Source organism: Streptomyces sp. MMG1121, from assembly GCF_001280015.1.
Lineage (GTDB): Bacteria > Actinomycetota > Actinomycetes > Streptomycetales > Streptomycetaceae > Streptomyces.
The window spans coordinates 187,371-207,881 of the sequence record NZ_LGDV01000213.1 but is presented as its reverse complement, the minus strand read 5'-3'; the positions used below and the strand labels follow the sequence as shown (position 1 = coordinate 207,881).

General features: G+C 70.9%; 17 protein-coding genes and 2 pseudogenes. 6 read left to right on the top strand and 13 right to left on the bottom strand.

Going from position 1 to position 20,511, the window contains the following annotated elements; all coding sequences use genetic code 11:
• Positions 1-18: 18 nt before the first annotated feature.
• A complete protein-coding gene (locus ADK64_RS30635; protein ID WP_053664224.1) occupies positions 19-939 on the top strand; it encodes an undecaprenyl-diphosphate phosphatase in 921 nt (306 codons plus the stop codon).
• A gap of 603 nt (positions 940-1,542) precedes the next feature.
• Here the strand turns inward: ADK64_RS30635 and ADK64_RS30625 are convergent.
• Together ADK64_RS30625 and ADK64_RS47710 are read right to left on the bottom strand one after the other, a co-directional pair.
• Positions 1,543-3,288 (bottom strand): TIGR03767 family metallophosphoesterase, encoded by a 1,746-nt coding sequence (locus ADK64_RS30625; RefSeq protein ID WP_053664222.1) that lies wholly within the window; start codon positions 3,286-3,288, stop codon positions 1,543-1,545.
• Between the two features lie 157 nt (positions 3,289-3,445).
• Positions 3,446-4,287, bottom strand: a pseudogene (locus ADK64_RS47710) (hypothetical protein); the annotation flags it as partial.
• Between the two features lie 5 nt (positions 4,288-4,292).
• Here ADK64_RS47710 and ADK64_RS46760 point away from each other — a divergent pair.
• Positions 4,293-4,574 (top strand): hypothetical protein, encoded by a 282-nt coding sequence (locus ADK64_RS46760; protein WP_053664215.1) that lies wholly within the window; start codon positions 4,293-4,295, stop codon positions 4,572-4,574.
• On the opposite strand, the gene ADK64_RS30605 is transcribed toward ADK64_RS46760, so the two are convergent.
• A complete protein-coding gene (locus ADK64_RS30605) occupies positions 4,530-5,954 on the bottom strand; it encodes a M1 family metallopeptidase (RefSeq protein ID WP_053664213.1) in 1,425 nt (474 codons plus the stop codon). The genes ADK64_RS46760 and ADK64_RS30605 overlap by 45 nt on opposite strands.
• Entirely contained in the window at positions 5,951-9,808 is a 3,858-nt protein-coding gene (locus tag ADK64_RS30600; protein WP_053664420.1) for a Pls/PosA family non-ribosomal peptide synthetase, read from the bottom strand. Before ADK64_RS30600 ends, ADK64_RS30605 begins: the two co-directional genes overlap by 4 nt.
• Positions 9,809-10,470: 662 nt before the next feature.
• On the opposite strand from ADK64_RS30600, the gene ADK64_RS30595 reads away from it, so the two are divergent.
• Positions 10,471-11,088 (top strand): TOPRIM nucleotidyl transferase/hydrolase domain-containing protein, encoded by a 618-nt coding sequence (locus tag ADK64_RS30595; protein ID WP_053664211.1) that lies wholly within the window; start codon positions 10,471-10,473, stop codon positions 11,086-11,088.
• A 356-nt stretch (positions 11,089-11,444) separates the two neighbouring features.
• Here ADK64_RS30595 and ADK64_RS30590 read toward each other — a convergent pair whose 3' ends face one another.
• The 3 genes from ADK64_RS30590 to ADK64_RS30580 form a co-directional block, all read right to left on the bottom strand.
• Positions 11,445-12,737: an alpha/beta hydrolase family protein gene (locus ADK64_RS30590; RefSeq protein WP_053664209.1), complete on the bottom strand. Its 1,293-nt coding sequence runs from the start codon at positions 12,735-12,737 to the stop codon at positions 11,445-11,447.
• Positions 12,738-12,907: 170 nt separating this feature from the next.
• A complete protein-coding gene (locus ADK64_RS30585) occupies positions 12,908-13,867 on the bottom strand; it encodes an asparaginase (protein ID WP_053664207.1) in 960 nt (319 codons plus the stop codon).
• Positions 13,868-14,328: 461 nt separating this feature from the next.
• On the bottom strand, positions 14,329-14,733 hold the full coding sequence (locus tag ADK64_RS30580; RefSeq protein ID WP_053664205.1) for a hypothetical protein: 405 nt from the start codon (positions 14,731-14,733) through the stop codon (positions 14,329-14,331).
• A 462-nt stretch (positions 14,734-15,195) separates the two neighbouring features.
• Between ADK64_RS30580 and ADK64_RS30575 the strand changes: the two genes are divergently transcribed.
• A complete protein-coding gene (locus ADK64_RS30575) occupies positions 15,196-15,738 on the top strand; it encodes a GNAT family N-acetyltransferase (RefSeq protein WP_053664204.1) in 543 nt (180 codons plus the stop codon).
• Positions 15,739-16,033: 295 nt separating this feature from the next.
• On the opposite strand, the gene ADK64_RS30570 is transcribed toward ADK64_RS30575, so the two are convergent.
• Entirely contained in the window at positions 16,034-16,540 is a 507-nt protein-coding gene (locus ADK64_RS30570) for a carboxymuconolactone decarboxylase family protein (protein WP_053664202.1), read from the bottom strand.
• Positions 16,541-16,721: 181 nt separating this feature from the next.
• Between ADK64_RS30570 and ADK64_RS30565 the strand changes: the two genes are divergently transcribed.
• Positions 16,722-17,018, top strand: a complete 297-nt coding sequence (locus ADK64_RS30565) for a hypothetical protein (RefSeq protein WP_063789976.1) — start codon at positions 16,722-16,724, stop codon at positions 17,016-17,018.
• Between the two features lie 49 nt (positions 17,019-17,067).
• Here ADK64_RS30565 and ADK64_RS30560 read toward each other — a convergent pair whose 3' ends face one another.
• From ADK64_RS30560 to ADK64_RS30550, 3 genes and pseudogenes are all read right to left on the bottom strand, one after another.
• The gene (locus ADK64_RS30560; protein ID WP_053664416.1) at positions 17,068-18,012 is read right to left on the bottom strand and encodes a hypothetical protein; all 945 of its coding nucleotides are present in this window, start codon (positions 18,010-18,012) and stop codon (positions 17,068-17,070) included.
• Between the two features lie 33 nt (positions 18,013-18,045).
• A pseudogene (locus ADK64_RS30555) lies at positions 18,046-18,437 on the bottom strand (alpha-L-rhamnosidase C-terminal domain-containing protein); the annotation flags it as partial.
• Between the two features lie 67 nt (positions 18,438-18,504).
• Complete coding sequence (locus ADK64_RS30550) at positions 18,505-18,933, bottom strand: hypothetical protein (protein ID WP_159046369.1); 429 nt, start codon at positions 18,931-18,933, stop codon at positions 18,505-18,507.
• A gap of 731 nt (positions 18,934-19,664) precedes the next feature.
• Here ADK64_RS30550 and ADK64_RS30545 point away from each other — a divergent pair.
• Complete coding sequence (locus tag ADK64_RS30545) at positions 19,665-19,940, top strand: hypothetical protein (RefSeq protein ID WP_053664197.1); 276 nt, start codon at positions 19,665-19,667, stop codon at positions 19,938-19,940.
• An 11-nt stretch (positions 19,941-19,951) separates the two neighbouring features.
• Here the strand turns inward: ADK64_RS30545 and ADK64_RS30540 are convergent, their stop codons facing one another.
• Positions 19,952-20,194 (bottom strand): hypothetical protein, encoded by a 243-nt coding sequence (locus ADK64_RS30540; protein ID WP_234384758.1) that lies wholly within the window; start codon positions 20,192-20,194, stop codon positions 19,952-19,954.
• Between the two features lie 91 nt (positions 20,195-20,285).
• Positions 20,286-20,483 carry a hypothetical protein gene (locus ADK64_RS30535; protein WP_053664414.1) on the bottom strand — a complete coding sequence of 66 codons (198 nt, stop codon included), beginning with the start codon at positions 20,481-20,483 and terminating at the stop codon, positions 20,286-20,288.
• Between the last annotated feature and the right edge of the window lie 28 nt (positions 20,484-20,511).

The window sequence follows — 20,511 nt, the reverse complement described above, 5'->3', positions numbered from 1 at the left end:
GGAGTCAAAGGCCAGCCCATGTCCGTCCTGACCTATCCCGAAGCAGTGGGCGTCGGTCTGCTGCAAGGCGTCACCGAACTGTTCCCGGTGTCCAGCCTCGGGCACAGCATCCTGATACCCGCCCTCCTGGGCGGGCACTGGAAGCACGATCTGGACGTTTCCGCCGACGGGTCCCTGTACCTGAACGAGCTGGTCGGTCTCCATCTGGCCACCGCACTGGCGCTCGTCGCCTACTTCTGGCGGGACTGGGTGCGGGTTGTCCGCGGGCTGGCGACGTCGATCACACAGCGGCGCATCCAGACCGTGGACCAGCGGCTCGCGTGGCTGATCGTCACGGCCTGTGTCCCGGTCGCCGTGGCCGGCGTGGCACTCGACAAAGTGTTCCGCACCACTCTCGGCCGGCCCGTACCGACAGCGATCTTCCTGGCCCTGAACGGCATCGTGCTCTTCGTCACCGAGCAGCTGCGGCGCGGTGGAACGGGACGCCGGCGTGCCGGAGCCGCCGCAACGGCGCAGGAGGAGCAGCTGACCCCGGAGGAACTGTCGGACCAGCGGATCACCGGGATGTCCATGCGGCAGGCGATGGTGATCGGCGCGGCCCAGATCCTCGCCCTCCTTCCCGGCATCAGCCGTTCCGGCTCCACGATCAGCGCGGGCATCTTCCGTGGCCTCAATCACGAGGACTCCGCACGCTTCGCGTTCCTGCTGGCCACACCGGTGATCGGCGGTGCGGCCCTGCTCAAGCTGCCCCCGCTGCTCGGGGCACAGGGCAACGGCCTGCGCGGTCCGCTGCTGGCGGGCAGTGTGGCCGCCTTCGTGGCGGCGTATTTCGCCACGCGCTACCTCGTCCGGTACTTCGAGAACCGGACCCTCATCCCGTTCGCCGTCTACTGCTCCGTCGCCGGACTCGGCAGCCTCGCCTACTTCGCGATCGGGTGACCGGTCCGGCGCCGGTCCACGCCGTGCCACGGCCGGCTCCTCGAGGGCCTCAGCACCCACGTCCATCCCGTCGCCTCCTGAGCGATGATGGAACGGAGGAGCCGAGCGATGGCGTGGATCTTCGTCGACGGTGACGATGTGGCCGTACGTCTGGCGTGGTGGGAAAAGGCAGCCGCACGCCGGGGCGATGTGCGTGTGCCGCTGACGGCGGTGTGCCGCGTGACGGTCGAAACCGCCTGGTGGCGTGCCCTGCGAGGGGTACCGCGGCGCGGTGTCTGGATTCCCGGGGTGCGGTGCGTCGGTACGCGTGGCCACGAGGCGGGTCTGGATTTCGTGAGCGTACGGTCCGGCAGGCCCGTCGTGTGCGTCGAGCTGCGGCCGACCGCTCCGTTCCGCCTCCTTGCCGTCTGCGTGCCGACCGGTGCGGAGGCGGGGGCCGTCGCTCGATCGCTCGGCCGGAGCGCGCCGAGGATCGACACGTCCACGCCCTGCCGCCAACCGCTTCCGGTGCCTGCGGAGACCTCCGAGGTCACGGCCGTACGAACCGGGCATCGGCGGCGCTGATGCCCGCGGCGGGGCGTGCGGCGTCGCCTTCGCCGGCTGCTACGTCGCGGGCTTGGTCAGCAGCAGTTCGGTGTTGTGGTCGGCGGCCGTGCCGATGCGGGCGGCGGGGGTGGCGTAGGGGTCGTTGTAGGCGAGTTCGCGGTACAGGGCGGCCAGTCCGGGGTCGGAGGTGTCGGTGAAGTCGGTCCGGTACGGTGCGGCGGACTCGACGAGTGTGGTGAACAGCGAGAGGGTGCCGTCCTGGTTGTCGGCCACCTCGATGATCCGGGCGTGGTGCGGGTAGTCCACGTGGGAGGCGGTGTTGATCTCCCAGAAGGCGCGCTCGGGGACGGTGTGGCCGTGCGGGATGATCTGGTTGGTGTGGGTGTGCCCGTTGACCCAGGCCACGACGTTCGGGAAGCGCTGGAGGAGAGCGACGAGTTCGTCGCCGCTGTGGCGGCCTTCGAACGGGTGGTACGGGTCGGGCAGCAGATTGCCCATCGTGCCGCTGGTGTGGTGGCTGAAGACGACGATCAGGCGCCCGTCGGATCCGCCGCGCACCACGCCGCCGTCGGAGTCGTACCAGTGACCGCTGTGCGTCTTGAGGACCGACTCCAGCCAGTTCAGCTGCCCGGTGCCGAGTGAACCGTCGGCGAAGCCTGCGCGGTTGGTGGTGTCGAGGCTGATGCCGAGGACGCCGTCGGCGAGGTCGAAGGTGTAGTAGAGGTGCCCGCTGCTCACCGAGTCCTTGGTGAATCCGTGGCCGACGGGGCCGGGGCCCGTGTACGCGGGGTTCAGGTGGGCCTGGGCGAATTCGACGGGCGTGAAGGGGTGGCGGCGCTCGTCGGGCGTCACCGTACGGATCGCACCGCCGCCGGCCAGCAGCTTGCCGAGCAGGACGACGGCCTGGCCCGGGTCGTGCAGCAGGGCGTCCGCCAGCGCGGCGGCGGTGGCGTCGTCGCAGCCTTCCACCTTGAGTGAGCCCGTGTAGAGGTCGCCCAGCAGACCGAGGTCGGGCAGACTGCCCTCGACGCTGTCGTCGTGGTTGCCCACCGTCGTGTACCACGGGACGCTCAGGCCGGGCGCGTCGAAGGGACGGACGGCACCGCTCAGGAATCCGGGGATGCGCGGCAGGCCCTTGGCCTTGTAGCTGTCCTGGAGAGCCGACTCGGGATTCCAGTACTCGGCGCTGCCGGAGTTCTGCACGCCCTCGTACCGCGCGAGGTCACCGCTGTTGGGGGTGATCCGGCCGCCGCTCATGACCGACAGGTACCAGTCGAGTTCGATCCGCTCGTGGTTGTCGGTGTTGTCACCGGTGGCCATGACCAGACTGAACGGCAGCCCGGTGTACGGACCTTGGCGCACCGCGTTGACCCGTTCGACGAGCGACGAGGCGCCCCGCACGGTCAGCGCCTCCTGCGGCCGGTGCGCGCTGTCGATGAGCCGCGCCAGGTACTCGAACCGCACCGGCGACTCGGTGTCCGTCAGATGCAGGTCGGTGAACTGGACGAAGGAGGCGAGCCCGGTCCGCCGGTCGTCCCGCCCGGACGCGGCACCGGCCAGTTCGGCGCGCACCACCAGCGGCCAGCCGGGACCGGCCGCCAGACGCTTGTACGCACCGTCGCCGACCGGCGTCGCCACCTGCTCCAAAGTGGTGCCGTCGATGCGCACCGCACGCGCGGCCGTCGCTGCCAGGGCCCTGTCCTGCGCCAGTGCGCGGCCCGGAGTCAGGACCGGCCACAACGCCGCGCCGGCAACGGCCGCGGAGGCTCCCGACACGAACCGACGACGGCTCAACCCGCTCATGAATCCCCCTGTCCACGGCGGCATTCGAGTGTCACGCCCGAGGGCCGGACGCGTCCGCCGGGGCAACCTTACTGACGGGTAGACAAGTGTCCAGGGCACGGATGGAAACTTGGGGGAAACAGGGGGAACGAGGGGCGGCGAGGGATTTGGCGGACCCGCGTGGCGCGATGCGCAGGATGCCGGCGATGGTGCCTTCGTAGAGGACGCCGCCGGGCGCGAGGGTGCCGACCTGCTGGAGGGTGTCGTAGGGTACGCCCGCGCCCAGGGGGAGAGTGCGGCTGACCTTGCCGGTGCCGGGGTCGATCTGGACGTAGGCGAACCGGTCCCGGGGCGAAGGAGCCGTGGAGCCCGGTGTCGCCGGGTTACGCAGCACGGTGTGGATGCGGTCGTCGCCGAGGGAGAGCCGTGGCACGGCGGCCGAGCGGAGGGTGTTGTCCCACTTCAGCTCGCCCCCCCCTTGCCGTCGGGGCGGACGTCGACCCGGCTCATGCCTCCGGTGAAGCCGGCCGACGGCGGCACACTCGGCCCGGAGCCGGGCGGCAGGGCGGGGTACGGGTAGCCGTAGGTACTGGCCACGTACACCGAACGCCCCGCGCCGATCGGCGAGTTCTCGCTGCCGCTGCCACCTGCTCGCAACACCGGGACCTCGCAGACCTGTCGGCCGTCACCGGCGCGGTAGACGAGGAGGTGCACGGTGGGGGAGGCGTTGTCGACGAGGGTGACGTAGTCGGTGCCGGTGCGCGGGCCGAAGAAGGTCGGGGTCGACCCCGTACCCCGGCTCAGCTGCCCCGGCTTGCGGCCCGGACCACGGTCGTACGCCCGCCGCCAGCACACGTGCGGGGTGCCGTCGGCGGAAGCGGTCAGCAGATAGGTCGCGTAGGTGGTCGCGACCAACGTGCCTTGCGGAGCGGTGGAGATGCTGTTCGCGATCTGCTCACCGGCCGGCAGGGCAAGGGACTTGACCGTGCCGGTGCGGTCGTCGGCGGTTCCGACGAGGCCGTGCCGTGCCCACCCCCTACGACCTGCTCGTCCTGCTCGCGGTCTCCCCGGCCTGTCACGCCTGGGCGGTGCGCAGCGGATGCCGCACCCAGCAGCTCGTCCACGCCCGCTGGGAGGACTCCCCGGATGTCCGCACGACACCGGCCGGGGAGCCGGAGTCCCGACGCGCCCGACTCCTGCGCCCCGGCGAACGGCCCGTCCGAGGCATCGCGGTCTCGGACGGGCCGCCGGACAGGGCCGGTTCAGGCCTGCGCGCCCACGGGCCCCGGCCGTGGCAAGGGCGGTAGCCGCCTGTCGTAGAGCCAGGCGCGCAACAGGGGCTCGATCGTCGAGGGACGGGAGCGGCCGGCATGAGCGATGAACGCGGCGGTGTCCGCGCTCTTGCCCTGGTGAGCCTCGTGCCAGCCGCGCAGCACCGCGAAGAAGCGCTCGTCGCCCAACGTCAGGCGCAGCGCGTGCAGTGCGCACGCGCCCCGGTTGTAGACGCGGTCGTCGAAGATACGGTGCGGTCCGGGGTCGGCGATCCGCAGGCTCTGTGAACCCTTGGCGAGCGTGTGCCACGACTCCCGGGCGATGGTGTCCGCGGAGTCCTCACCGATGTGCTCCGACCACAGCCACTCGCCGTAGGTGGCGAAGCCCTCGTTGAGCCAGATGTCGCGCCAGTCCCGCAGACTGACGCTGTTGCCGTACCACTGGTGGACGAGTTCGTGCGCGACGAGCGTCTCACAGCTCCGGTCGCCGTCGATGTGGTTGCGTCCGAAGACGGACACGGTCTGGTTCTCCACGGGCTCGTCCAGGTCGGCGTCCACGACGACCGCGCCGTACGTCTCGAAGGGATACGGCCCGAACCAGCCGGTGAACGCGCTGAGCATGGCGGGCTGGCGGCCCAGATCGTGCCGGGCCTGACGGGACAGGCGCGCGGGGAAGGCATTGCGGCCGGTGATACGGCGGCCCGTCGCGGTGTCCTGGGCCTGCCAGCTCTCGTGGGCGAAGCGGCCAGTGTACAGCGAGGCGAGATAGGGGGCCATGGGGCCCCGGTGGTGGTAGGTCCAGCACGCCCCGGTGCGCGTCTCGCTGCGCTCCAGCAGCGTTCCGTTGGCGAGTGCTTGGTGGCCGCGCGGCACGGTGACCCGGAAGGTGAACTCGGCCTTGTCGTCCGGGCGGTCGTTGCACGGGAACCACGACGGGGCGCCGAGCGGCTGGGAGGCGACCAGTGTTCCGTCGTGCGCGTCGCCGGTACGGTCCCAGCCGATCTGCCCGAACGTCGTGTGCACCGGCCGCGGCCGGCCGCCGTAGCCGATCTCCAGGCTGAAGGGGGTACCCGCGTGGATGGGGCGCGGCGCGGGCAGGAGCAGCTTGTTCCGCCTCCTGCCGGGCCGGACCGCGGTGCCGTCGATCCTCGCGTCGTACACGGTCAGCTTGGACAGGTCGAGTTCGACCTGCGGCAGCGTCCGGTCCGCCACCGCCCGGATGTGCGCCCGCCCGTCGAGCGTGCCGGCGACCGGGTCGTACGCCAGGTGCAGGTCGTAGGAGAGGGTGCGGTGACCGTCCGTTCCGTGGCTCGCGAAATAGCGCTCGGCCTGCCACGGCACGTGGTCCGCGACCGTCGCCGTGAGCGGGAGGAGTGCCGCGCCGCGGATGAGCGCGCGCCGGCTGCACCAGCTCATGCCGCCTCACCTCCGGCGAGCGGGGCGACGGTGGCCGGCGCGCCGACACCGGCGATGGGGTTGCCCGCCCAGCGGGTGCCGTCCGGCACCGTCTCACCGCGCATCACGAGCGAAGCGGCGGCGATGGACGCGCCGGCGCCGATCTCCGTGCCGGGCAGGGCGATGCTGTGCGGGCCCAGGGAGGCGCCGGCCGCCAGGTGCACGGTGTCCATCCGCATGATCCGGTCGTGGAAGAGATGCGTCTGGAGCACACATCCGCGGTTGACGCTGACCCCGTCGCCGAGGCTGACCAGGTCGGTCTCCGGCAGCCAGTACGAGTCGCACCACACCCCGCGTCCGATGCGTGCGCCGAGGCTGCGCAGCCACCAGTTCAGCACGGGTGTGCCCAGGTGCGCCCCCGCCCCCCACGGCACGGCCAGCACCTCAACGAACGTGTCGAACAGCTCGTTGCGCCACACGAACGACGACCACAACGGCCGTTCGCCGGGCTGGAACCGGCCCACGAGAAGCCACTTGGCGCCGGTCGTGGTCAGGCACGCCACCAGGGAGGCGGCCATCAGCAGCGGCGCGGCGGCGAGCGCGGCCAGCGGCAGCCCGCCGAGGTCCAGGGTCTCCTGCGAAGTGACGAACAGGCACTCCGCCAGCACCGTGCCGAGGATCACGGGCAGCAGACGGCACAGTTCCACCGCCGCACGGGCCACCACCAGCCGCCGGGGCGGGGCGAACGTCCGTGCCGGGTCACCGGTCTCCGGCAGCCGCGGCAGCGGCATCGCCGGCCGTCCGATCCAGGACATCCCCGGCTCGCCCTGCGTCGGCGCGTCGGACAGCACACCGACCAGAGCGCGGTCGCCGACGTCGCGGCCGGGGCCGACGATGCCCGAGTTGCCGACGAACGCCCGCTCACCGATGCGCACATGCCCCAACCGCATCCACCCACCGCGCAGTTCGTACGGCGCGACGAGGGTGTCGTCGGCGAGGAACGCCCCGTCGTCCACCCGGAGCAGGGACGGCAGCGGCAGCACCGTCGAGATCTCGGTGCCACGGCCGACGCGCGCGCCGAGCAGCCGCAGCCAGTACGGCGTCGCCAGGCTCGCGTACAGGGGGAAGAAGCCGGCCCGGGCACCGTCGAGCAGACGCGACACCAGCCAGGCGCGCCAGGCCACGCCCCCGTCCGCGCGGTGCAGACCGGGCTTGATCGAGCGGTTCAGCAGCCGTACGGCGAGCGCGGTCAGCAGCATCCCGCACACCGTGGTCACGACCGCGAACAGCGGCGCGGCGGCCAGCAGGCGCAGGGCCGCGCCCGACAGCGCAGGCGTGTGGCGCACCAGCAGCCAGGTGGTGAACAGAGCCGGGGCCGCGGCCAGCAGGGACAGCAACGGGAGCCCGGTGAGGGACAGCGCGTAGGCCAGGTGCCAGCGGCGACGGCGGCCCTCCGGCGGCGCCGGCCAGCCGACACCCGCGAGACGCTCGGCGGCCTCGGCCGGCCTCGCCGGCGAACCGGTCCATACGGTGCCGTCCGGAATGCGGTCGCCGAGACAGCTGCCGCCGGTCAGCTCCGCGCCACGGCCGACGACGGCGCCCGGCAGGAGCGTGCTGCGGTGACCCACCCGCGCACCCGCGCCGACGCTGACCCGGCCGACGTGCAGCGTGTCACCGTCGAGCCACCAGCCCGCGATGTCCGCCTCGGGTTCGATGCTGCACCCCTCGCCCAGGTCGGCCAGGCCGGTCACCGGGGGCATGGTGTGCAGCCGTACGTCGCGTCCGGTCCGGCAGCCGAGGAGGCGGGCGTACACGGCCGCCCACGGCGTGCCGAGCAGCGACGGCACGCCGAACGTCGCGACCGCCCGCTCCGCGCTCCACAGCCGCAGATGCACGCCTCCGCCGCGCGGATGGGCGCCCGGAGTGACCGAACCGGCCAGCGCGCGGGCCAGGGACGCGCCGATCAGACAGCGCAGGGGTGCGCTGAACAGCACCGCCCAGCCGACCAGGACCAGCCACCAGGGCGTGTGCGGGGCCCACTTGTGCGGCGCGATCCAGCCGAGCACGTTGTCCGCCGCTGCCAGGCCGACCAGCCCGCGCAGCCCGGTGATCCCGTAGCCGGCCAACTGGACGAAGAACTGCACGACGGCGGTCCGCCGAGGCACCGGGCGTGCCGGGCGCACCTCCTGCGCGGGACCGGCGAGGGAGTCGAGATGGGCGGCCATGCGGTGCAGCACCGAGTGCCGGTAGAGGTCCGCGACGGACAGGCCCGGATACTCCTCGCGCAGCATCGAGGCCATGCGGGCGGCGGTCAGACTGGTGCCGCCGAGCGCCACGAAGTCGCTGTCGGGGCCGGGCCGCAGACCGAGCAACTGCTCCCAGACGTCGGCCAGTCGCGCCGCCGTCCCGGTGAGCCGGTGCGCCGCGTCACCGCCGCCGTCGGCGCCACCCGCCAGCGGCACCGGCCAGGGCAGCGCCTTGCGGTCGACCTTCCCAGAGGCACGCGTGGGCAGAGTCGTCACCTCGGCCAGCACCGGCACCAGCGGAGCGGGCAGCCGCTCGGCCAGCAAGGCCCTGGCCCGGCCGGCCTCGAACGCGGACCGCCCGTCGGCGGCCGGGTCCGCCATGACGTAGCCCACCAGGATCTGCGCGCCGGCCTCCGTCGACTGCACGGCCGCGGCCGCGCCGCGCACCCCCGGCAGCGTGAGCAGAGCCGCGTCGATCTCACCCAGCTCGACGCGCCGCCCGCCGAGCTTGACCTGGTCGTCGACGCGTCCGAGGAACACCAGCCCCTCGGCGTCGGCGCGCACCAGATCGCCCGAGCGGTAGGCGCGCGGCGAATCCAGCGCGGGGCACGGCCGGAACCGTTCCGCATCCTTCGCACGGTCGAGGTAACGCGCGGTACCGGCCCCGGCGATGACCAGCTCGCCCTGCTCCCCGTACGCCACCGGTTCCCCGGCCTCGTCGACCACGGTCAGTTCCCAGCCCGCCAGCGGCAGTCCGATGCGCACGGTACGGCCGGGCTCCAGACGGGCGGCGCACGCCACGACGGTGGTCTCCGTGGGGCCGTAGGTGTTCCACATCTCCCGCTCGGGACCGGCGAACCGCTCGACCAGGCCGGGAGGGCACGCCTCGCCGCCCAGGATCAGCAGCCGCACCCGCCGCAACGCCTGTTCGGGCCACATGGCCAGCAGGGTCGGCACGGTGGAGACGACGGTGATGCGCCGGTCGTCGAGCCAGGCCCCGAGTTCATGCCCGGCCCGGACCAGCGAGCGTTCGGCCGGCACCAGGCAGGCGCCCGAGCGCCACGCCAGCCACATCTCCTCGCAGGAGGCGTCGAAGGCGACGGACAGTCCCGCCAGGACCCGGTCGCCCGGGCCGAGCGGCCGGCCCGGCAGGAACAGCCGTGCCTCGGCGTCGACGAAGGCGGCCGCGGACCGATGGCTGACGGCCACGCCCTTGGGCGCGCCGGTCGAGCCGGAGGTGAAGATGATCCACGCGTCGTCCTCCGGAACGGGCGCGCGGCGGTCGTTCGCCGCTCCCGCGGGTACCCGCAGGCCGGCGGGCTGCGGCTGGGGTCCGAGCACGAGGCACACCCCGGCCTCGCGGAAGACGGTGAGGGCCCGCTCCTCGGGATCGTCCGCGTCGACCGGGACGTAGGCCGCTGCGCAGTGCAGTACGGCGAGGATGGACAGATACAGCTCCGCGGTACCCGAGGGCACCCGGATCCCCACCCGGTCGCCGGGACCGACGCCCTGCGCGGTGAGCCACCGGGCACGGCGGAGAACCTCGGCGCACAGCTCGCGGTACGTCAGCACCTCGGCCCCCGTGTCCAGGGCGGGAGCGTCCGGGTGCCGGGCGGCGGTGGTGTGCAGGACGTCGACGAGGGTACGCGGGGGTGAAGCGGGCGCGGAACGGAAGAGGGCCCGGTCGTCAGGCGGTGTGAGGGGTGCGAGGGGTGGGAGCGGTGTGAGGGGCGGGAGGGGCGCATCGAATGCGGGCGAAGACAAAGTGGTGCCTCTGGTGTGCGGTGCCGAGGGATGCGAAGTCCATTACGGCTTGTCAGAGGGGCTTGCTCCCCGGGACGTTCACCAACTGAATGCAATTAATCCACGACCGGCTCATGGGGGTAAGTTGATGAACCCCAAACCGTTATTCGACCATTGGGATTGACGTACACTTTTTCTTTCCGATTCGGGAAAGAAAAAAGCGTGAGAACGGTTTGATTTCTGCGTGATCAGTGGGTGACCTGCTACGTCGCTCAGGGTGGGCGGCCTTTTGTTCGATGCGCAGGGGCAGTTGGGGCCGACGTTCGGCGAGACACGGCAGGATCCCGCCTTCGCCCGGCCTGGCCACCGGCTGCCGTCGAAGCGAGGCGTGCCCACACGGTCAAGAAATTCAACGACCAGTTCGGGTCCGCAATGCGCGAACGCGGCCATGGCCGAAGCGCGCAACGCGCACCTGGGTCATGCGACATTCCCTCCGCTCCGGCCGAAATTCCCTACCGCGATGACCGGCAAGGGCGGACACTCGTCTCATGGCTGACATGGGCACGTTCCGGGAGGCGGTCATCGCGTGGGCGGCCGGGGGCCCCGGCGACCCCGCACGTGAACTGGCCGCGAGGCTGTCCGTCCGCACGGGCGTCCTGCTCGAAGGGCCGAGCGACGCCGCAGCGGTCGGCGCGCTGGCCGCGCGGCGGGGCCGCAACCTGGCGGCCGAAGGAGTCTGCGTCCTGCCGATGGGCGGTGCGATGAGTGTCGGACGCTTCGCCCGCCTCCTCGGGCCACTCGGCCTCGGCCTGCGCCTCACGGGGCTGTGCGACGAGGCGGAGCGTAGCTATTACGCCCGCGGTTTGGGGCGGGCCGGTGCGGCACAGCAGAGGTTCTTCGTCTGCGCGGCGGATCTGGAGGACGAGTTGATCCGCGCGCTGGGTGTGACCCGGGTGGAGGAACTCGTGAGGGCGGAGGGCGATCTGCGTGCCCTGCAGAGTTTCCTGCGCCAGCCCGCACAGCGGAGCCGTACCTCACAGCAGCAGTTGCGGCGCTTCCTCGGCACGAAGAAAGGGCGCAAGATCCACTACGGGCGTGTACTCGTCGAGGCCCTCGATCCCGACCGCGTACCCGCCCCACTCGACGGTCTGCTCTCCAGCGTCTGAGCGCTGGGTGGTGTCCGATCCAACAGCCCCGCCTGATGCTCCCGCCCAGTGCCCAGTGCCCAGTGCCCAGTGCCCAGCGCTGTGCCGCGCCGCACCGGGAACGTCTCTTCCGTCCGCTCCCGACTCGGTCCGGTCGCAGAGGCCGGCGGAGGTGCGATTGCCTGGACGCACATGGAATGCCGTGATGATTTCCGCCCGCCTTGCATGAGGGGATCCGCGCTTCCACGACATCCGGCTGCAGTCGCACGAACGACCCCGTGCCCGGACCGACGCCGGACGCGGTGACACGGACACGGACTCACCGGGGCCGGACTCGACATCGGCCAGCTGGGCGACTTGGCTTGCATCGGGTTGGCTCAGTTCACGAACATCATGTCGGGGTACTTCGCCGACGGCCCTTCCAGCAGCTCGCCGCTGCCACCGCGCAGCCAGTGGTCGAAGTACGCGGAAACATAAGCCTCGTTGGTGCGAATCGCGGTGGTCGGGCTGATGGTGCCGAGGTCGGCCGTCCGGACGGAGCAGGGCAGATGCAACTGCGGGAGGAGCGCCTCCGCATCGGTGAAAGAGGCGTGTTCCGAGCCGCGCAGGGTGAGCTGTCTGGTCCAGCCCGGAGTATGGGCGCGGAACGCCTGCCAACCCGGCCCGGTGTCGGTGTCGCCGTCCTTGCCCAGGAGCAGGAAGGGCCGGTCGAGGCCGTGCTGGGCGACCGGCATGAGTGAACCGTCGATATTGGTCAGGTTGCCGTCCATGTTGATCCCTGCGGCGATCCGATGGTCGGCGTCCATCGCCTGCGCGGCGGCGGTGCCGCCCATCGAGTGGCCGAACATGCCCACTTCGGACAGGTCCAGGGCGCCGGCCAGGCCGTCGGGCAGCCGTCGGCCGTCCGCGTCGGGGTTTCGGCCGCTGTCCAGCGACTGGAGTTGGTCAAGGACGAAGCTGGTGTCGGCGACCCTGATGGCCAGTGACTTGCGGACGTACGCGTCGGGATCGGCGGGCGGCGACATGGTCGCGAGGGTGCCGTTCGGGAACTGGACCTCGGGCGATTCGTAGGTGTTGTCGACGGTGACGACGACATAGCCGTGGCCCGCCAGATCGGCCGCCAACGTGGTGCCCCAAGTGCGGGGTTCGCCGAGCCCGGGGGAGTAGAGCACCACGGGCAGGTGCCCGCTGCGTCCGGCCGCCACGGGAGCGCCCGTCGCAACATGGGTGACGGTACCGGCCCAGTCCGCCCGGCCGACCGGAAGGTCCATCCCGAGGTAGTCATTGGCGGTGACCTGGTCGAAATGCGTGGCAGCCGCGGGCAGCATGTACGGGGCCGGCGGATGGTGGGTCGTCCGGGTCGTGGGGTAGTAGACGGTGATCATCAGCTCCCGGTACTTCTGCCCGGGCTGCCAAGGACCGGGGCGTGAGCGGTCCACCAGATGGAGAGGCACCGCACCGACGTGATGTCGGCCGGACGGGACGGGCAGGGTCAGTTGCCGGGCAGGCGACGCGGCGGTGGCGGCGGGGACGGCCGCGTCCGCGGGTGGGACGGCAGCGCCAGCGGGCAGAGCGGTGGCCAGGGCGCAGAGTGGTGCTACAGCGCAGGCGGCGAGTGCGCGCAGCCACGTGGCGGCCGTACGACGACGGTGCGGGTGACGGTTCGTCATGCATCCAGGATCATCCTTCGCGGACCCCCGCACATCAGGGAAACCCCGGATCGCCGTTCGGGGTCCCACCAGGTTCTCCCCGACTGGCACACAGGGTCCGGTGACCGGGTCGAAGACCGCCGCGGAGCGGTGCGCTGCCGGAAACGCGGACTGCGCGCGGGGTGCGGTGACTACTCCTGCAAGATCTCCGCGGGGCGCACGGCGCCGACCGGCTTGCCGTGTCCGAGGACGGGGGTCGTGGCCAGCTCGGCGAGCGTGGGGTGCGTGTCCGTGGCGACACCCAGCCGACGCAGCGCGGCGATCAGGACCACGGGCCGGGCCAGGGGCGAGCCGTCGGCGATCTTCAGGGCGACGGAGGAGCCGTCGGGAAGCGCCATCGCGTAGACGCCTTCCGCGCCGTCCTTGGCGACCGAGCCGGGCAGCGCGTGCATCAGGCGGGTCACGTCCCGGCCTGTGCCCCCGACGTATTCGGCGTGCCGGTTCATGGCGTCGGCGATCCGTCGCTCCAGGGATCCGGTCGGGCTCGTCGCCAGCTCGGCGAAGGCGCGGGCCAAGCCTCGGTAGCCGATGGCGAACAGCGGTGCACCGCAGCCGTCGACACCGGTCGCGGCTGTCTTCTCTCCGGCCAGATCCTCGACGGTCTCGCGCAGGGCACGCTGCAACGGGTGGCGTGGATCAAGGTACGTCGCCGTGTCCCAGCCGTTCGCGACACAGGTGGCGAGCATCGCGGCGTGCTTGCCCGAGCAGTTCATCGTGAGCCGTGTGGGTCCGCCACCGTCCGCGACGTGGGCGCGCAGCGCGGCCTCACCGATGGGCAGTCCCGGCGTGCACCGCAGATCGCCGATGTCCAGGCCGGCGCCCTCGAGGATCTCGCGTACCCCGTCCAGGTGGAAGGCCTCGCCGGAGTGACTCGCACAGGCCAGCGCCAGCAGCTCGCCGTCCAGGCCGAGCCCGGCACGCAGCATGCCGAGCGCCTGAAGCGGTTTGTTGGCCGACCTGGGGTACATCGGCCGGTCCGGCTCGCCGACGCTCAGCACGGTCTGTCCGTGCGGCCCGGTCGCATGGACGGTTCCGTGGTGCACCGATTCCAGGAAGTCGCCTCGCCAGACCTCCGCCACTATCGCGTGCACAGGGTTCCCCCTTCTCTCCGGTGGCCCGCGCCTGACCGGTCGGACCGGTCGGACCGTCAACACCTATCACTTGCGGGCGTGGCATGGTCGACCTCGATGCTCGCCTGCGCGAACACCCTGCCCCGTAGTGGGCGAACTGGAAACTGCGCAGCAACCCCTGTGTGAGATACCTGAGTTGGCGCGTGGAGGATCAAAAATCGCAGCGGATCACCCGGACCGCGAAGGACCCGGTGGAACTCTGCCGGGCGATCGTGGTGGTGATGTCGGCCCAGGGCCGGACGGTCAAGGACATCAACCAGACTGATGCAGGTCGGTGAGGACTACGTCGGCGATGTCGTCCACGCCTGCGACGAGCGGGGATTCGACGCACCAGGGCGTCTCTGGTGGGTCGGGGCATGGTCCCCTTGCGCCCGGATCCGGATCCGGCTGCGTGTGTGACCATGCCCCAGGACTCTCGGCACTCAGGAACCTGCTGGGGCGTCCTCGATGTCCGAGATGAGCTTGGTGCTCAGATCACTCTGCACCGACAGCTGGGTGTGCCCGGCGTCAGGGCCGGTGCCCCAAGTGAGGGTGACCGTGGTGAACAGGTGCCCGGCGCCGCTGTCGAAGTACCGGACCTCCCAACGGGTGGGCACGTCCTGGGCGCGCAGGACACCATCGGCGTGGTTGGCTTCCTCCCAGGCGGCCAGGCGCTGGCGAAAGTCTTGCGTCAGGTAGTGGGCGCGCAGTTCGTCCGACAGATCGTCGGTGCCGTCAGAGACGGCGTCGATGTACGCCCCGTAGAAGTCGGCCACCCGGTCCACTGCGGAGTCCGGGCTCCCGCTCCGGACCGTGTCCTGCGCTGTGTTCGTCTGGCTGTCCGGCATGGATTCCCCTCTTGATCAACACTGTTCGTCCCGTTCCTGGATCGGCTATGGGACGTCCCCAACCTCCCCGGCGGTGTTGGCGCGACACCCCGCAGCACATCCATCCACCCAAACGAATGATCACTTTTCCGCCGCCGCTTTTCTGTTGTGGCAGCCGGTCTGATCAACCAGAGACACCCGACGTGAACACCGGACCGGCGCTACGCACACACGGATTGGCCACCCGGTGGAGAGCTGATCGCACGGCGGGTGCTAAGAACGCGCCCCCTCAGTTCGGCACGCGGACCTCCCGGCACTCGCGCACCGCGAGTCCGATTTCCGTGTCGGACAACAACGAGGTCAGCCGAATGACAGCCACCTTCAACCACACCGTCATCGCTGCACCCGCCCATGGCGTGAGCCCGCTGCCCGACCGCCTCTGCGCTGAGGGGGTGTGTCAGAGGCGGGTGTCATGATCCCGGGATGACCACAAGCACCATCGCCTTCCAACAGTTCACGACCGCCAAGGACGTCGCCCCGGAGCTCCGACAGACTCTCGCTGATTGCTGGGTCGAGGTCACCAATGCAGGCGGCGCGGCCGGATTCCCGTTTCCTCCCGTCGATGCCGCCACCGTGCTGTCGGCTCTCGACCGCATCATCAACCAGCTCTGCCCGGACACCTGTCGACTCCTCACGGCAAGGGTGGACGGGGAGCTTGCGGGCTGGCTCAACATCCGGCGTGACCCGTTCGAGCTGATCGCACACTGGGGAACCCTCCACCACGTCCAGACCCGCACCTCCGTGCGCGGGCAAGGTGTCGGGCGTGCCCTCATGGAAGAAGCCCGCAGGATCGCGCGGGACGAGATAGGGCTGGAACAACTGCATCTCGCCGCTCGCGGCGGTGTGGGCCTTGAAGGCTTCTACCGACGGCTCGGCTGGCAGGAGATCGGCCGGTGGCCAGGCGCTCTGAGGTTTGCGGCAGGCGACGACTGTGACGAGATCCTGATGATGCTCGCCCCGCTCTGACACTTCATGCCGCCCATGCCACCCATGGCGCCGCGGCTCCCGCACGGCCTCAGGCCCTGGCGAGCCTTGTCCCAGCCTGGCGCCCCCTCCCAGCGGGGCCGGTGCGGAGTCTGGTGAGGATTCGCCAGTTCTGGAGGTGGGCGAAGCCATGCCCGACGGGGGCGCGTTGGCGGTGGTGTTTGCCGGAACAGATCGGTTGGTCCTTCCGGTAGGGCGGTGGGTGGGGACGAGGGTGCCGTCGAGCAGGACCACTTCCCCTTGGGGACTTCTTCGAGGGCCGGCGGCCCGGGTGGCCTCACTTCCACGGGGCGGAGAACGACCGACCCGGCACCGGCTTGGCTATCAGCGCCACCGGGACGAAGAAGTTGACCTGGCCGATCGCGAACATGAGCGTGGCGAGCGCCTTGGGTCCATAGTGCCCGGCTGCCTGCGCGTACAGCTCGTCGGAGACCCGCTCGCCGTCTGCGGACGGCTGCAGCACCGCCTCCACCAGGGCCAGCGCGGCACGCTCGGCACCGGTGAAGTACGGCGAGTCCTGCCAGGACACCACCGACGTGATCCGCTCGTCCGACTCCCCGGCCTTGCGCAGGAAGCCCGCGTGCAGGACGGTCAGGTAGGTGCTGCCGACGATCTGACCAGCACGCAGCTGCGCCAGGCTGATCGTGGTGCGCGGAACCGAACCGTTGCCGGTGACCTTGAACAGCGCCGCCGACACCGCGGCCAGCTCGGGCACGAGGTCCGCGGGGTCCTCGGACATCCGGGGAGCCATCGGAACCTCCGCCGTGATCGAACGTGTCTCCATCGCCGTCTCCTTCGGGCTTTCTGTCGTGGTCACTGCCCTGACGGATCGCGCCCGAGAAATGTGACCGACGCCGCCGGACGTGTGGGAAACGTCCGAGACCGACCGGCTCCTACTCCCCTAGGCTGCACTCAAGGCTGCTCGACCGAGGGGGAGATCGATGAGCCAGGAACGGTCCGGACCCATGCGCCGCACCTTCGTATCCGGCCGTCGTCTGACTCTCCTCGGGGGCGGTTTCTCCACCGACGACGACGGTGAACCGGGCCGCCGCTCCTCCTACCGGGCCGCCGTGGCAACCGGCGCGCTGTCTGCCGGTTGGGCGCTCGAAGACGGCGTCGGGGCCCTCTTCGTGGATGGCTCGCTGTCGGACGCCGTGACCCGCGTGCCGCAGGCCCGTCTGTACCGGGTGGAGCCGGGCGACGGCGGCGGCGGGACCGAGGAGCGGGCCTTGCCGTGCCGCGCGCTTGTCGCGGCACAGTGACCTGGTCCAGTGCCGTCGGCAGCTCAGAAACCTCAGCACCCGCGCCGCGTCACACCGTTGCCCCGCCGCCCGCGGGCCACTCGCCGTCGGTCACCTCGTGTGCGACGCGGCGCCAGTGGACTTCCCCACCCGGAAGAGGCCAGGCCCAGCTCGGCTGTCGGGCCGTGTGCAGTTCCTGGAGGCGCCGGGCGAGGGCCGGTCCTGCGATGGCGGCACCGTCCGGGACGCCGGCGCCGTGGGCGGTGCGGAGTTCGGCGAAACGGGCCAACTCGGCCTCGTAGAGGTGTATCGCCTGCTCGGTGCCCGCGGCCACCTCGTCGCTCGGGGCAGTGCGGTGCAGATGCAGCAGTGAGGGTGCGGTCGACTCGGCGATCGCCGCGGCGAGCCGGGCGTGCCCGTCCAGGATCAGATGGCAGTCCAGACCGCTGACCCACCACAACAGAACGGGCGGGAGCGTTCCCTCACGGGCCTGCTTGCGATACGCCTTGACCCGGCTGTCGTCCGCGTCGGGCATCGGGCGCAGCGGGAGGACCTCCCACGAGCCGTTGTGGATGAACCAGTCGATGTATCCGTCGGGATGGCCCTCGACGAGCATCGACTTCCAGTACTCGGCCTGCGGCCGGCGTCCGTGGTTCCAGCGCAGGAGCGGGCTCTCGCGGGAGAGCAGCCAGCGGCCGTCGTGCAGCGGGCTGCCCGATGCGTCGAGCAGGTGCTGTACGAAGCGGTACGCCCAGCGGTCAAGGCGGTCGGCCAGAGCCCGTCCCGTCGCGGCACGCAACGGCGGGAGAGGAGAGCGGTAGGCGTCCGTGCGCCAGAACTCCACTCCGCAGAAGTCCTCGTCGACGGCGGCGAGGAGCGTCACTCGTGACTGCTGTGCAAGAAGCAGCCGCCGCTCGGCGCTGAAGAGGCACAGGCCTGGCTGCCGGCGTGCCTGGACCTCCAGAGACAAGCCCGTCCACGTGCCGTCGCCGTGAATGATGTCCGTGCGCCACATGCCGACACCGTACAAGGGCAGAAAACGGGCACTTCAGTGGGCTTCTCGGTCCTCCGCCCCCGTGGGTATGAGCGTTGCCGTCAGGTCGTAGTGTGCCCCGACGGCAGCCGGTACGAGGCCGTGCCGTTCGTGAAGCCCAGGTACTGCACGCCCTGGACGCGGGACAGGGGTGTCCTGCCCTCGCGGACGGTGGACGGGTCCGTGGTGGGGATGGACAGGGTCGCCGTGCTGTTGGCGGGGATCGTGGCCCGGTAGGCGAGGGTCCCGTGTTCGGTCCGCCATTCGCTGACGATCTCGCCGTACGGCGACACGTGCGAGCCGGACACGTGGGTGATCCTCCCGGTCGGGTCGAGGTGAGGGCACAGGAAGAAGTGGCGGAAGCCGGGGCCGGCCGGGTCCTTGGCGATGCCGGCCATGCCCTCGTACGGTCTGGCTGGTCCATTGAAACCGTTCAAAAACGGAACGGGCCGTCGGCGTGGTCCGGCCCCGGGATCAGCCGATGAGCGAGCGGAACTGCTCGAGCGTACGGCGCCTCATGGTGAGGAAGGCGAGCCAGGAGCCGTCGGCGTAGTGCAGCCGGAAGCGGGCCATCAGCTGGGTACGAGGCCGGCGTTCGACCCGGGTGACCCAGGTCCGCGGCACCTCCCACACCGGGGTGCCGTCGAGAGGCTTCACCAGTCCCACCCGCTGGTCGGTCACGCGCAGCAGCAGCGCGCCGGAGCTGCGCGGCATACCCGCGGCGATACTGTCGGCTCCGCCGGACTGAGCGCCGACGGCGCCGACCAGCTGGTTCGCGAGGGCGCCCCCGATGTTCACGCTGATGCCCTTGGCGCTCTTGGCGGGGACGACGGAGCCGTACCCCAGGAGTCGCTCATCGGGGGCCAGTTGACTGAGTGCGGAACGCTCGTGCAGGGCGGACATGCTCATGATCATAGATGCCCGGGAGGGCGCATCCGGCACGGGTTGCCACGTACCGGCCCGTCGGCGGATCGGTCCGCGGATCCGCCCCGTGCCGGTGTCCGGAGGAGAAGCCTCGGCCGTGGTCTTCCCGGCCGAGACGGAAGTCGTCCGGACGGTCGCGGCGGCGCTCCTCATCGCGCCGCGCGAAGACATCGACGGCCCGCGCGACGTTCGGCCGCACACTTCACCGCGTGGACCGCGACATGCCGGAGCGCCGGACTGCGCGGTCGACGTGGTGCCCCTTGATTCAGGACTGCCGCCTGTCGACGGTGACGGATTGGATCCCGACGTCCGTGAGGGGGCGGCCGTTCCGTGCTGTCGGGGCCTCGGCGATGGCGTCCACGACCTCTTGCCGTGGATCACCTCGCCCGGTTTCCCGGTTCGCGGGTCCCGCCACTGCCTGGATCCATCCGTGAGGCCGGCGAAGTTCGCGACGGTTTCACCCTTCCCGGGCTGCGGCCATCTCTTCCGCGCCGGAGTCGTGCGATGCCTGGATCACCTGCCCACGCGAACCGCGAGAGCAGGTCGGCGAGCGCCTGCCTCTGGGCCGGGTGTGTGGTCGGTACGGCGTCCGGATCGGCGCTCATCGGCCAGTCGAACGGCACGGCGGCATCGGGCACCCGCCTACCGTGTTCGCCTGTCGGCAGGCTGTGGCTTGCCTCAAAAATCGAACAAGCGATCTAATTCAAGGCATGCGTCACGTCGACCACGGCGAAGCGCCGGCACCCCGACAGGTCGGGGCCGTGCTCGGCCTGCGAAGCCGGCCTTTGACCGGCCCCGGCCGGTACCACTTGCTGCTCGCCCGCGACGGTCGTCCGGTGCAGCACGGCTGGTGGCGGATCGAGGAGATCGCCCGCGGGAAGTTCCGTAGCTGGGTCCGCGGGTACGTCGGCATGGCCGGCGCCCGCGTCACCCTCACCGACGAGGACACCGGCGATGTACTGGGCACCTGGCCCGAGCGGTCCTAGGACCCGCGCGGCTATTCGACCGCCGGGTCCTCCTGGGCATGCCGCACGGCCTTCTTCACGGCCTGCTCCACGTCATAGCGGCTGGCTTCGGTGGCCGCGGCGTGCGCGGTGATGGCCGCCTGTACCGCGTCGGACGCCTGGCGCCAGCGCCGCAGCTGAGCGTCGTACTCGTCACCGGTGAGGCCCGCGAGCTTCGCGCGCTCTTCCTCGGCGGATCGTTCCAGCTTGATCAACTCATCGGGGACGTCTGCCACGGGCACGGATCCTAGACCCCTCGTGCGACGCGTATGCCCCCTTGCCTACCCCCCGATCGGGTAGAAGTACTCCCGGTAGAAGTGGTCGAGGTCACTGCTCGCGCCTCTCGGCGGCGGCGAACAGTGCGCAAGCCAGGATGATCAGGATGAAGCTCACGATGGCCTCGTAGCCATGGAAGAACGACAGGCGTCGCACCAGGCCTACGTGCCACTGCGTGAACTCCTGCACCAGCCCCAGCGCACCTTGCACCAGGGCGATGAACCCGACTATTTCCAGCACCTTCTTCATGCACACGACTCTGACCTCAGGCACGCGC